The following is a 12492-nucleotide window of genomic DNA, read 5'->3' as shown; positions in this document are numbered from 1 at the left end:
GTTGCCCCTGTTCCCTCTGTCTCTCGCGAGGATACCGGCACGCGGTGCGGGGAATGGAAGCGCTTGCGGCGGCGTGGTCACACGGGCGCGCGGGAGCTTGTATCCTGTTTCTCGCGCGTTCGGCCCCGGCCGCCGCGCGATCGGCGAGTTACCCTAGCGGCCAAAGGGATCTGACTGTAAATCAGACGGCTCAGCCTTCGGGGGTTCGAATCCCTCACTCGCCACCGATCCTCCCTCTCTACTCCTCCGTCTCCACCCCGCCTGCGACAATCGGGGCATGACCCCGACCGTCTCGACAGTCCCCGCCTCCGCGACCGACGACGACCTCCTCCGCCTCGCGATCGACGTCGCCAGGGAGGCCGGCGCCTTCGTCGTCGACGCGCGGCGCGCGGGCGTCGAGGTCGCCGAGCGCAAGTCGTCGCCCGTCGACGTCGTGACGCAGGTGGACCGCGACAGCGAGTCGCTCATCCGTGCGCGGCTGGAGGCGGCGCGTCCGCTCGACGGCTTCTTCGGCGAGGAGGGCGGCCGCGGAGCGAGCGTGAGCGGCCTCACCTGGGTCGTCGACCCGATCGACGGCACGGTCAACTTCCTCTACGGCATCCCCCACTACGCCATCAGCATCGCTGTCGTCGAGGGGGCGCCCGACCCGCAGTCGTGGGATGCCGTCGCCGGAGTCGTGCTCAATCCGGTCACGGGCGAGCTGTTCACCGCGCGGCGCGGTGACGGGGCGCGGCTCGATGGCCGCCCCATCCGCATCGCGGACGCCGTGCCGCTGCCCGAGGCGCTCGTCTTCACCGGCTTCGCGTACTCGGCCGAGACCCGCGCGGAGCAGGGGGCCGCGATCGCGCAGCTCCTTCCGCGCGTGCGCGACCTGCGACGCCTGGGCACGGCATCGCTCGATCTGTGCTGCGTCGCCGCGGGGCGAGCGAATGCCTACTTCGAGCGCACGCTGAGCCCGTGGGATCACGCCGCCGGCGCGCTCATCGCGCGCGAGGCGGGCGCCGTCGTGAAGGGTCTCGGCGATCGCCGGCCGGATCGCGAGTTCGTCCTCGCGGCGCATCCAGAAGCAGTCGGAGAGCTCGAACGGCTCCTCGTCTCCGTCGGGGCGTGACATGAGCGCACCCCCTGTTCGGGGTGGCGCCCGATTCACAGCCCGACTGGAGGAATCGGGTGATGCGGGTTAGGCTTTACCAATCCGTGATAATCAGCTCGGCTGGTTGGCGCGGGTGAACCCGTTCCAGAGCGGATGCTCGGAAACCCACCTCATCGAGGCTCAGACCCTCGCGACGGTGGTTCCGTGCGGCCCGCGATCGACGATTAAGGCAATCTGACACGTGACTGACGAGCTCCAGCGGCCGGCTGGGGAGCTCCCTGAGCGCCCCGCCGCCTTCACCGGAAGCATCGAGTCCCTGGGCTTCACCAGTGGCGAGGCGCCGTCGACGGCCGCCATCGTCCTGCCCGCCGCGGAGGTCGCTCTCACGAGCCGCCGCGCGCTGCGCGAGGCCGAGCGCGCCGCCACGCGCCGCAGCGGTCGCACCGCTCCCGCGTCCCGCGAGTCCGAGGTCGCCGCAATCGTCCCCGCCGCGATCGGGCCCGTCACGCCCACGCGCGCGGCGCACTCTGCCACGCCCGCCTTCTCGGCGCCGACCGTCCCGGCCCGTGCAGCGGCCATCGCTCCGACCGGGCGCCGCGCGCATCGAGCCGTCGAGCGACCCGCACCCCGTCCTCAGATGCGCCATGGGCTGCAGGCTTCGCGCGTCCCCATGATGCGCCGCATTGCCCAGCGCGCCCTGCCGCCCACGGTCATGCTCGCCGTGGCGGGTCTGCTGATCGGCACGACGGTTCCGGCCAACGCACTCTTCCGCCCGAGCGACGTCGCGGCGTCGACGAACCTCAGCTCGATCGCGACCGGCGAATCGGCCGAGAAGGCGATCGAGCCTGCCCAGGTGCTCGAGCTGAACGCCGCTGCGACGGCGGCCGCGCCCGTCGCGAGCCGCGACGACTGGACGGTGACCTCGTACGCCGAGATTCTGCGCGCCAAGTACGGCAACCGCGACTTCACCTACACGACCTCGGGCACCGGCGCCGTCCGCTGGCCCTTCCCCTTCGCCACGACGATCAGCTCCGGCTACGGCGACCGCGTCGCGCCGTGCCGCGGCTGCTCCAGCTACCACCGCGGAACGGACTTCACGCCCGGATACGGCACGCCCATCCAGGCGCTCGCCGACGGCGTGGTCTCCGATCGGCAGGAGGGGTGGTCGTACGGCTCGCACGTGTTCATCGATCACGTCATCAACGGCCAGAAGGTCACGACCCTCTACGCCCACATGGAGACCGGCAGCTCGCCGCTCGTGCCGGGTCAGTCCGTCGCCGCAGGCGACTTCGTCGGCCTGGTCGGCAACACGGGCGCCTCGACCGGCCCGCACCTCCATCTCGAGGTTCGCCTCGACGGCATTCCCGTCGACCCCTTCGCCTGGCTCACCACCAACGCGAGCTAGTCGCACACCCCAGCGCATGCACGAAGGGCCCCGGTCTCCCGGGGCCCTTCGTCGTCGGCGTGTGCGGCGCTACGCGACCCAGACCGTCGTGTCGGTCGGGATCGCTCGACCGTCGATCGCGTTGCTCGCGAGCACGACGTCGCCGGAGGGCAGCTCGACGGGCGTGCTGCCGAGATTGGCGAGGACCGTGAGGCCACCGTTGCGGAACGCCACGACCTCCTCGCCGTAGCCGTCGAGCCACTCGACCGAGCCGAGACCCAGCTCGCGCTGCGCGCGCAGATCGAGAGCGGCGCGGTAGAGCTCGAGCGTGGAGCCTTCGACGCCCTCCTGGCGGTCGCGGGCGTACTCGCGGAAGACCTCGGGTTGCGGGAGCCAGCTCGAGCCGGACCCGTTGAAGCCGAACGCCGGGGCGTCGGCCTCCCACGGAAGGGGCACCCGGCATCCGTCGCGGCCGTAGGCTTCGCCACCGGTGCGGTGGAAGGTCGGGTCCTCGCGGACGTGGTCGTCGAGCTCGATGACCTCGGGCAGGCCGAGCTCCTCGCCCTGGTAGAGGTAGGAGCTGCCGGGCAGGCTCAGCATGAGCGCCGTGGCGGCGCGCGCGCGGCGCAGCCCGATCTCGAGGTCGGGCTTGTCGGGGGAGTTCGGCCCGATGCCGGCGTTGGGGCCGGCCGTGTGCTCGGGGAGGCCGTAGCGGCTCGCGTGGCGGACGACGTCGTGATTGGACAGGACCCACGTGCTGGGCGCGCCGACACCCGTGAAGGCGGCGATCGACTCATCGATCACGGCGCGCAGCTTGGGGGCGCTCCACGGCGTGCTGAGGTAGCTGAAGTTGAAGGCCTGGTGCATCTCGTCGGAGCGGACCCACAGGGCGGCCTTCTCGAGCGGCTCGACCCACGCCTCGGCGCAGAGCACGCGGTCGCCGGGGTACTCGGCGAGCACGCGGTGCCAGTCGCGGTACACCTCGTGGACGGCCGGCTGAGCCCAGTAGGGCACGTCCTCCGGCGACATGAGGGCATCGGCGATGCCGTCGCCGCTGGCCTTCTCGGCGATGTCCGGCAGGCCCTCCTTCTTCATGAGGCCGTGGGCGACGTCGACGCGGAAGCCGTCGACGCCGCGGTCGAGCCAGAAGCGCAGGATCCGACGGAACTCCTCCCAGACGACCGGGTTCTCCCAATTGAAGTCGGGCTGCGAGCTGTCGAAGATGTGCAGGTACCACTGGCCGGGCCGACCGTCGGCCTCCGTCACGCGGGTCCAGGCGGCGCCGCCGAAGACGGACGGCCAGTTGTTCGGGGGCAGTTCGCCGTTCTCGCCCGTGCCGTCGCGGAACATGTAGCGGTCGCGCTCGGGCGACCCGGGAGCCGCGGCGAGGGCCTCCTGGAACCAGGGGTGCTCGCTCGAGGAGTGATTGGGCACGAGGTCGACGATGACGCGAAGGCCGAGCTCGTGCGCGCGGTCGCGCATCGCGTCGAAGTCGGCGAGCGTTCCGAAGATCGGGTCGACGTCGCAGTAGTCGGCGACGTCGTAGCCCGCATCCTTCTGCGGCGAGCGGAAGAAGGGCGACAGCCAGACGGCATCGACGCCCAGGGCCGCGAGCGAGGGCAGGCGCTCAGTGATGCCGGCGAGATCGCCGATGCCGTCACCGGATGCGTCGGCGAACGACCGCGGGTAGATCTGGTAGATGACGGCGGAGCGCCACCATTCGGATCCGGGTGTGGACGCTTCTCGCGCGTCTGCGCGTGTGGTGGTAGGGGTGGTGTCGGTAGACATGGGTAAAACCCTACGACACCCACGTGGAAATGGAAGCGTTTGCACTGAAGCCTGGTGCCTCCTGTGCGAAACCCGAGTCATCCGGTCGGAAACCGGGAGTTGTGGGGGAGGCGGACTCCTGCTCTAATGGAAGCGCTTGCAGATGCAGGCACATCAAGAGAATGGCCTCTTGGACGAGGCGCCCCTACCCTTACGGGCGTCGGCAGCGCGTCCGGCGACGAGGCCGTCCGCACACGAAAGGGTGAACACCGATGAAGGTGACCTCACGCAGCTTCACGATCACGGGGGCTCTGGCCATGTCGGCCATCGTCCTCGCCGGGTGCGCCGCACCCGCCAGCGAGCCCGGCACGGGGGGCTCCGGCCCCGAGGAGCCCCAGTTCGAAGGCTCGCTCACCGTCTGGGTCGACTCGGACCGAGCAGGCGTGCTCGAAGACGTCGCCGCGGCGTTCGAGGACGAGCGCGGCGTCAGCGTCGAGCTCATCACGAAGGAGTTCGGCGCGATCCGCGACGACTTCATCACGCAGGCCCCGACAGGCAACGGCCCGGACATCATCGTCGGTGCCCATGACTGGCTAGGCAAGCTCGTGCAGAACGGTGTCGTCGCCCCGCTCGAACTCGGCGACGCGGCTGCAGACTTCCAGCAGGTCGCTGTCACGGCAATGAGCTACGAGGGCCAGACGTACGGCCTTCCCTATTCGGTCGAGAACATCGCGCTCGTCCGCAACGTCGACATCGCCCCCGAGGCGCCCGCGACGTTCGACGACCTCATCGCCGCCGGCCAGGCGGCCGTCGCCGAGGGCGCCGCTGAGTACCCGTTCCTCGTGGGCCTTGACCCGGCCGCCGCCGACCCTTACCACCTGTATCCGCTGCAGGCATCGTTCGGTGCTCCCGTCTTCGAGATCACCGCGGACGGCACGTACGACCCGACGACGCTCGCCCTCGGCAACGAGGGCGGCGAGGCCTTCGCGGTCAAGCTCCGCGAATGGGGCCAGGCCGGGATCCTGAACACGAACATCTCGGGTGACATCGCCCGCGAGGAGTTCGTGGCAGGCAAGTCCGGCTACTTCCTCACCGGCCCGTGGAATATCCCCGCGATCAGCGAGGGCGGCATCAATTACGCCATCGATCCGATCCCGTCGGCCGGTGGCGAGACGGCGACGCCGTTCGTGGGCGTCCAGGGGTTCTTCATCTCGAGCGAGAGCGAGAATCAGCTCGCAGCGAACGAGTTCCTCGTGAACTACATCGGCACCGATGAGGTCCAGACCGCGCTCTACGAGGTCGGCGGCCGCGCCCCCGCCCTCCTGAGCGCCTTCGAGGCCGCGCAGTCCGACGCCGATGTCGCCGCGTTCGGCGCCGTGGGCGCCGAGGGCGTGCCGATGCCGAACGTGCCCGCGATGGACGTCGTGTGGTCCGACTGGGGTTCGACCGAGGTCGCGATCATCAACGGCCAGGGTGACCCGGTCGAGCTGTGGCGCGCGATGGTCGAGAGCATCCAGAGCAAGATCACGGGCTGACCGCCCGCCTCTTCCGAACCATGACGTGCCGGGAGCCGCTCCGCCCTCACGGGCAGGAGCCGTGCTCCCGGCATGTCCGCGAATCGGACCCCCGACCTTTCGGAGCCTCATGAGCAACACGATCCCCGGCGCACAGCAGCCCCTCCTCGCGCCTCCCCCCGCCCAGCTCTCCGGCCCCAGGACGGCGACCCGGTCGCACGCGCAGACCGTGCGGGGCCTGCTCATCAAGATCGCGCTCCTCGGAGTCGTGAACGCCATCGCCGTCTTCGCGATGTTCATCCTCGTCATGCGGGAGTCGTGGCTGATCTTCGCGATCGCCGCCGTCGTGACGGTGATCATCAACGTCATCTACCTGCGGCCCGGCTGGCTGCCGGCGAAGTACCTCGCGCCCGGCGTCTTCTTCCTCGCCGTCTTCCAGATCTTCGTCGTGGGCTACAGCGGCTACATCGCCTTCACGAACTACGGTGACGGCCACAACTCCACGAAGGAGTCCGCAATCGAGTCGATCATCGCGAACTCCCTCACGCGTGTCCCCGACTCCCCGACCTACCGTCTGACGGTCGTCGAGCAGTTCGGCACCTTCGGCTTCCTCGTCACCGATCCGGACGGCCAGGCGCTCCTCGGCACACCCGACCAGCCGCTCGAGGAGGTCGATGCCGAGGAGGACAGCACGGGCAAGGCCGTCTCGGTCGGCGGATGGACGAGCCTCGGCTTCGGCGACCTCCTCGCAAACCAGGGCGTCGTCATCGACCTGAGCGTCCCCCTGAGCGACGACCCCAACGACGGCGCCCTGCGCACGCCCGACGGATCGAGCGCCTACGTCTACACCTCCGACCTCGTCTACGACGAGGCGTCCGACTCCTTCATCGACACCACCGGCGGCGAGGTCTACGTCGACGGCGGCGACGGTGCCTTCGTCAACGACGCAGGCCGCGAGCTCCAGCCGGGCTGGAAGATCGACGTCGGCTTCGAGAACTTCCAGCGCGCCTTCACGAACGACGACATCCGGGGCCCGTTGCTGAGCGTGACGCTCTGGACCTTCGCCTTCGCGATCCTCTCCGTCGCTTCGACCTTCGTCCTCGGCCTGTTCCTCGCGATCGTTTTCAACGCCCCGCACATGCGCGGCAAGAAGATCTACCGCGTCATCATGGTGCTGCCGTACGCCTTCCCAGGCTTCCTCTCCGCACTCGTTTTCCTAGGGCTGTTCAACCAGCAGTTCGGCTTCTTCAACCAGGTGCTCCTGGGGGGCGCGAGCATCCCGTGGCTCACCGACCCGTGGCTGGCGAAGTTCAGCATCCTGTTCGTGAACCTCTGGCTCGGCTTCCCCTACATGTTCCTCATCTGCACGGGGGCGTTGCAGTCCATCCCCGAGGAGCTGAGCGAGGCTGCGACGGTCGACGGCGCCAAGCCCTTCGCGGTCTTCCGCCTCATCAAGTTCCCGCTGCTGCTCGTCTCCGTCGCTCCGCTGCTGATCTCGAGCTTCGCGTTCAACTTCAACAACTTCAATCTCATCTACATGCTCACCGGGGGCGGGCCGCGGGATATCGAGGCCGGCGTCGACGCCGGCGCCACGGACATCCTCATCACGCTCGTCTACAAGGTGGCGTTCGGGGAGGGGACGGGCCGCGACTACGGGCTCGCGAGCGCGTTCGCGATCCTGATCTTCCTGATCGTCGCGACCGTGTCGATCGTCTCCTTCCGGCAGACGAAGGCCCTCGAGGAGCTGAACTGACATGACGAACCCGTTCAACACGCAGCAGGGCGCTGAGATCGGCGAGCGCCTCAACCCTCTCGTCGCCGGCAGCGGCGCGACCGACCGGAGCCGCGCACCGCGCACGGTGCAGATCGCCGATGGCCGCGTCCTCCCGACGCGTCGGCGCCGCTCCTTCCCCCGCTGGTTCGCCGACACCGGGTGGCGCCACCTCATCGGCGTCGTCATGCTCGTCTTCGCATCGTTCCCGCTGCTCTACGTCCTGTCGGCCTCGCTCAACCCGACGGGCACGCTCGTCGGCTCGAACGAGCTCTTCCGCGTCATCGATTTCAGCAATTACATCGAGCTGTTCCAGCGCCCGCAGCAGCCCTACGCCGCGTGGTTCCTCAACTCGCTCGTGATCGGCCTCGTCACCGCGGCCGGCACGGTCTTCCTCGGCGCGCTCGCCGCTTACGCGTTCTCGCGCCTGCGCTTCACGGGCCGCCGCGTCGGGCTTCTGACGCTGCTGCTCGTGCAGATGTTCCCCCAGCTGCTCGGCGTCGTCGCGATCTTCCTGCTCATGTCGGGCATCGGCGAGATCTTCCCGCAGGTCGGCCTCGGCACGCAGTCCGGCCTGATCCTCGTCTACCTCGGCGGCGCGCTCGGCGTGAACACCTACCTGATGTACGGCTTCTTCAACACGATCCCGGTCTCGATCGACGAGGCCGCGAAGCTCGACGGCGCCAGCCACGCGCAGATCTTCTTCGGCATCGTGCTGCGGCTCGTCGCGCCCATTCTCGCCGTCGTCGGCCTGCTGTCGTTCATCGGAACGTTCAGCGAGTTCGTCATCGCCTCGATCATGCTGACCGACCCGCAGACGCAGACGCTCGCCGTGGGCCTCTTCCAGTTCGTCTCGCAGGAGACCTCGCGCAACTGGGCGATCTTCTCCGCCGGCGCGGTGCTCGCGGCGATCCCGGTGATGGCGCTGTTCCTCTACCTGCAGAAGTACATCATCGGCGGCCTCACGGCCGGCTCGGTGAAGTGAGCCAGCGCCGAATGAGTCGCGATCTCGCGAGCGAGCCCCACCACGACGGGTCATCGCTCTACGTCTCCACGCCAGCGCCCGAGCTCGGCGAGGCGGTGCGGGTGCGGATGCGCATCCCCTGCGAATACGGACCGGTCGCAGCCGTGACCGCGCGCTCCAATCCCGACCACGAGCCGCGCTGGTCGCAGGCCGCGCGCGTCGCCGCGACGCCCAAGGCAGAGTGGTGGGAGGCCGAGCTGCTCGTCGAGAACCCCGTGCACGGCTACCGCTGGCTCATCGGACGCGCCGACGGCACCGTGCAGTGGCTCACGAGCGCGGGGGTCAGCGACATCGAGCCGCGCGACGACGACGACTTCCGGCTCGTGACGCACGCGCCGCCGCCGGCGTGGGCGCCCGAGCAGGTCATGTACCAGGTCTTCCCCGACCGGTTCGCCCGCTCGGCCGCAGCCGACGCGCGGCCCGTCCCCGAGTGGGCCGAGCCCGCGGAGTGGGACGACGAGCCGATCGGCCGCGGCCCGTCGACCCCCGTGCAGTACTACGGCGGCGACCTCGACGGCATCGTCGAGCACCTCGACCACCTCGAGCGGCTCGGCGTCACCCTTCTCTACCTGACGCCCGTCTTCCCCGGCCGGTCGAACCATCGCTACGACGCGCACTCGTTCCACCACGTCGACCCGGTGCTGGGCGGCGATGAGGCGCTCGTGCGTCTGGTCGAGGCCGCGCACGCGCGCGGCATCCGCGTCATCGGCGACCTGACGAGCAACCACTCGGGCGACGCCCATGAGTGGTTCGTCGCCTCGCGGGGCAACCCCGGCGCACCCGAGAGCGACTTCTACCTGTGGCTCGACGACGCGCAGCTCGACTACGTGTCGTGGCTCGGGGTGCCGAGCCTGCCGAAGTTCAACTGGGCATCGACCGAGCTGCGGCGACGGTTCATCGAGGGGGAGGGCTCGGTCGTCGCGAAGTGGCTGCAGCCGCCGTTCTCGCTCGACGGGTGGCGCATCGACGTCGCCAACATGACCGGCCGCTACCGCGAGCAGGATCTCAACGCCGAGGTGCGGCAGACGATCCGCCGCACGATGATCGAGGCGAACCCCGACACCGTGCTCTTCGCCGAGGTGACGAACGACGCCGCGAGCGACTTCCCCGGTGACGCCTGGCACGGGGCGATGACCTACCCGAGCTTCACGCGCCCCGTGTGGGCGTGGCTGTCGGAGCCCGCCTCGAGCGAGTGGTTCTTCGGGCTGCCGTACCCCGAGCTCCCGCAGTGGTCGGGCGAGCAGGTCTACGACTCGCACCGCCGCTTCACCGCCGCATTCTCGTGGCGCACGCGCCTGTGCACGATGAACGCGCTCGACACCCACGACACCGCGCGCTTCGCGACGTGGGCGCAGCCCGGGGCCGTGCGCGTCGCGGTCGGCCTGTCGATGACGGTGCCGGGCATCCCCGTCGTGTTCGCGGGCGACGAGTTCGGTCACACGGGCACGAACGGCGAGCACTCGCGCACGACGATGCCCTGGAGCCGCGTCGACGAGCACACCGACACGATCGACCTGTACGCCGAGCTCATCGCCCTGCGCCGCGCGCACCCCGCCCTCACCCACGGCGGCATGCGCTGGCTGCACGCCTCCGCCGACGCGCTCGTGTTCGTGCGCGAGACGGCGGAGGAGAGCATCCTCGTCTGCGCCGCGCGCGCGGACGCCGACATCGCGCTGCCGGCCTCCGCGATCGCCGGCGATGCCGTGCGCGTGACCGGTGACGGCGAGCTCGCGGATGCCCGCATCCGGTCGCGAGGGATGTCCTTCACCGCGTGGTCCCTGCCCGGCGTCGCCCTCCCCGCGTTCGGCTCGGAGGAGGTCCCCGCCCCCCGCTGACGCGCGCCCGCGCACGGCCCGACCGCGTTTCGGATGGTGCGCCGACGGGTGCTAATCTTCTCTGGTGCCGAAGCCCGGTAGGGTCTCGGCAGCGCCCCGATAGCTCAGTGGTAGAGCACTTCCATGGTAAGGAAGGGGTCGTCAGTTCAATCCTGACTCGGGGCTCTGGTACTTCCGGTTCGCGCCGGAAGCCTGCCCGGCGGGGTAGCTCAGGTGGTTAGAGCACACGGCTCATAATCGTGGTGTCGCGGGTTCGAGTCCCGCCCTCGCTACAAAGTTCGCAGAAAAGGCGGTTCCGGAACCGCCCTGGCGGTCGGAAGTCCACGTTTACCCCACTCAATCGCGGTGCGGGCCTCGGCCTTGCGCCGGATGGTGATCCGTGCGATCTTCAAAACGTGAGCAGATCGTCAATATTCTCGGTAGCGACCGTATCCGTCGTCCTCGTCCTTTCCGCCTGCAGCGCTCCGACGGAGGATGTGAGCGAGCAGCGTGCAACCACGAGTCCTAGCGCGGAAGCAGAAGTGGCGCAGCCGGAGGCGTCGGTAGAACGCTGGGCAAGCCTCGTCGCGGAGCGCAAGGCCGACCTTGACGATTGGTACCAGGGCTGGGACGAAGCCACCTGCTCGGGTCTGGCCTCCGCTGCCGTGGACTGCAATCTGATGCTCTCCTCCGCTTCGTTCATCGCTCAGACGAACGACATCGTCGTCGCCGGCGCAAGTTTCGAGGAGGGCAACACCTACCTCGGCGCTGTCCCTGACGAGATCGCGGATCTCTACTCCGACACGATCGCGCTCACGGGCGCAGCGGTCGAGGCTGGAGCGGCATGGACCGATGCTGGATGTGGCATCGGCGACGAGGGGGACTGCATCGGGCTCGCCGTCGAGTTTGAACGCGCCATGGACGCCGTGAAGTCCAAGTTCGAAGCCTGGTCGCCGTACCTCTAGCTGGAAGCGTGCACTCTCGATACCGACCCACAATCTCGCATCCTCCGTAGTCGGTGCACGACCATCGGGTCGAACTGCTCGACACGCACGCCGTCGATCAACGCCCACAGGCGCTGGTAGTAGCGAACCGGGCTGATCGAGAAGCGCGCGCGGATGGCCCGCTCTTTGCGATGCGGGGACGGCCATGCGCGGGTCTCGAACTCGAGCATCTCGCGTGCGACCTCATTCAGCTGCGTCGTCATGGCTCTATCGTCCAGTCGACCACCGACAGTGCGCGCGGGTACCATCGACTCCGCAGCGGCCGGGCTGCTCCCCTCGACAGGAGCGACCGGGGCCGACTGGCACCCGATCCTCGCCGCGCACGAGTACGCGACCGGCGAATGGCTCCTCGTCGACCCGATGGCTGTCCCGTTCGCCGTTGTGCGCGTCATCGAGATCAAGGGCGAGCGGGGCTACCGGGCCGTCACCTGGGCGGAGAAGTCCGCCGACCGCCGACTGCTTGGCTATTGCAGGTCACTCCGCGCCGCATGCGAGCTCGCCCACCGTGCCTACCTCGCACGGCACGGGCCCGGCGACTTCGCCGGCTACCCCGCGCACCTCGTCAGTTGACAACGGGAACGACGAAGACGCCCCGCGGCCCACCCGAAGGCGGGACGCGGGGCGCCGGAGTAGCTAGATGCTTCAGTGGACCTTGGACTGGCCGGACGCCTGACCGCGGTTCCGCCTCGAGCGGATGAACAGCCACACACCGCCGATCAGTGCGACCACTAGAACTATCTGGAGCACAACGAGTGCATTCCATTCCGCCATGTTGATCACCACCAACTCTCTGTCGCGATTCCCTTGCTCAGCGTGACCTGCAGGTTGAACGCGCTCGCGTAACCGATCACGCACATCTGCGCCGTCACGGTCAGCAGTCCGATGTTACTGGTGGGCCGTCCCAAATAGGAGACGGAAGCCGAGCAAGCGGCGCCAATGGAATAGGAGGCACCCCAAACGCTGGAAACGACACTCGTCACAACGTTGTAGTTGGCACGGAAGGACATGCTGACAGCGCCGACCCACATGTCGACGATGCAGTTCGTCCGCGCTCCGTTCGAGCCGATGGTGCAGCTGTTGGGGCTGCTCATCACTGAGAAGTCGCCGGTCGCGGCAGCCTT

At 68.9% G+C, this 12492-nt stretch carries 11 protein-coding genes and 3 tRNA genes; 11 read left to right on the top strand and 3 right to left on the bottom strand.

What is annotated here, in order from left to right; genetic code table 11:
* Positions 1-142 precede the first annotated feature (142 nt).
* The 3 genes from FHX53_RS12150 (at position 143) to FHX53_RS14095 (ending at position 2498) form a co-directional block, all read left to right on the top strand.
* A tRNA-Tyr gene (locus tag FHX53_RS12150) sits at positions 143-224 on the top strand.
* A gap of 53 nt (positions 225-277) precedes the next feature.
* Positions 278-1111, top strand: coding sequence for an inositol monophosphatase family protein (locus tag FHX53_RS12145; RefSeq protein ID WP_182491623.1), 834 nt, complete (start codon positions 278-280; stop codon positions 1109-1111).
* A gap of 223 nt (positions 1112-1334) precedes the next feature.
* The gene (locus FHX53_RS14095; RefSeq protein ID WP_182491622.1) at positions 1335-2498 is read left to right on the top strand and encodes a peptidoglycan DD-metalloendopeptidase family protein; all 1164 of its coding nucleotides are present in this window, start codon (positions 1335-1337) and stop codon (positions 2496-2498) included.
* A 69-nt stretch (positions 2499-2567) separates the two neighbouring features.
* Here the strand turns inward: FHX53_RS14095 and FHX53_RS12135 are convergent, their stop codons facing one another.
* Positions 2568-4265, bottom strand: a complete 1698-nt coding sequence (locus FHX53_RS12135; protein WP_182491621.1) for a glycoside hydrolase family 13 protein — start codon at positions 4263-4265, stop codon at positions 2568-2570.
* Between the two features lie 251 nt (positions 4266-4516).
* Between FHX53_RS12135 and FHX53_RS12130 the strand changes: the two genes are divergently transcribed.
* From FHX53_RS12130 to FHX53_RS12100, 7 genes are all read left to right on the top strand, one after another.
* Positions 4517-5779, top strand: a complete 1263-nt coding sequence (locus FHX53_RS12130) for a sugar ABC transporter substrate-binding protein (protein ID WP_182491620.1) — start codon at positions 4517-4519, stop codon at positions 5777-5779.
* 109 nt (positions 5780-5888) lie between these two features.
* Complete coding sequence (locus FHX53_RS12125; RefSeq protein ID WP_182491619.1) at positions 5889-7511, top strand: ABC transporter permease subunit; 1623 nt, start codon at positions 5889-5891, stop codon at positions 7509-7511.
* A gap of 1 nt (position 7512) precedes the next feature.
* Complete coding sequence (locus FHX53_RS12120; protein WP_182491618.1) at positions 7513-8514, top strand: sugar ABC transporter permease; 1002 nt, start codon at positions 7513-7515, stop codon at positions 8512-8514.
* Positions 8515-8525: 11 nt separating this feature from the next.
* Positions 8526-10388, top strand: a complete 1863-nt coding sequence (locus FHX53_RS12115) for a glycoside hydrolase family 13 protein (RefSeq protein ID WP_182491617.1) — start codon at positions 8526-8528, stop codon at positions 10386-10388.
* A gap of 93 nt (positions 10389-10481) precedes the next feature.
* Positions 10482-10553, top strand: a tRNA-Thr gene (locus FHX53_RS12110).
* A gap of 33 nt (positions 10554-10586) precedes the next feature.
* Positions 10587-10660 (top strand) — tRNA-Met (locus FHX53_RS12105).
* Between the two features lie 249 nt (positions 10661-10909).
* Positions 10910-11332 (top strand): hypothetical protein, encoded by a 423-nt coding sequence (locus tag FHX53_RS12100; RefSeq protein WP_182491616.1) that lies wholly within the window; start codon positions 10910-10912, stop codon positions 11330-11332.
* On the opposite strand, the gene FHX53_RS12095 is transcribed toward FHX53_RS12100, so the two are convergent.
* Entirely contained in the window at positions 11329-11574 is a 246-nt protein-coding gene (locus tag FHX53_RS12095) for a DUF3263 domain-containing protein (RefSeq protein WP_182491615.1), read from the bottom strand. The genes FHX53_RS12100 and FHX53_RS12095 overlap by 4 nt on opposite strands.
* A 28-nt stretch (positions 11575-11602) precedes the next feature.
* On the opposite strand from FHX53_RS12095, the gene FHX53_RS12090 reads away from it, so the two are divergent.
* Positions 11603-11941, top strand: coding sequence for a hypothetical protein (locus FHX53_RS12090; RefSeq protein WP_182491614.1), 339 nt, complete (start codon positions 11603-11605; stop codon positions 11939-11941).
* 206 nt (positions 11942-12147) lie between these two features.
* Here the strand turns inward: FHX53_RS12090 and FHX53_RS12085 are convergent.
* Positions 12148-12492, bottom strand: a 345-nt coding sequence (locus FHX53_RS12085; protein ID WP_182491613.1) for a hypothetical protein, incomplete at its 5' end; no start/stop codon positions are given.

The organism is Microcella alkalica (assembly GCF_014137945.1).
Taxonomy (GTDB): Bacteria; Actinomycetota; Actinomycetes; order Actinomycetales; family Microbacteriaceae; genus Microcella; species Microcella alkalica.
The sequence above is the reverse complement of the archived record's forward strand: the minus strand, read 5'-3'. Positions and strand labels throughout refer to the sequence as shown.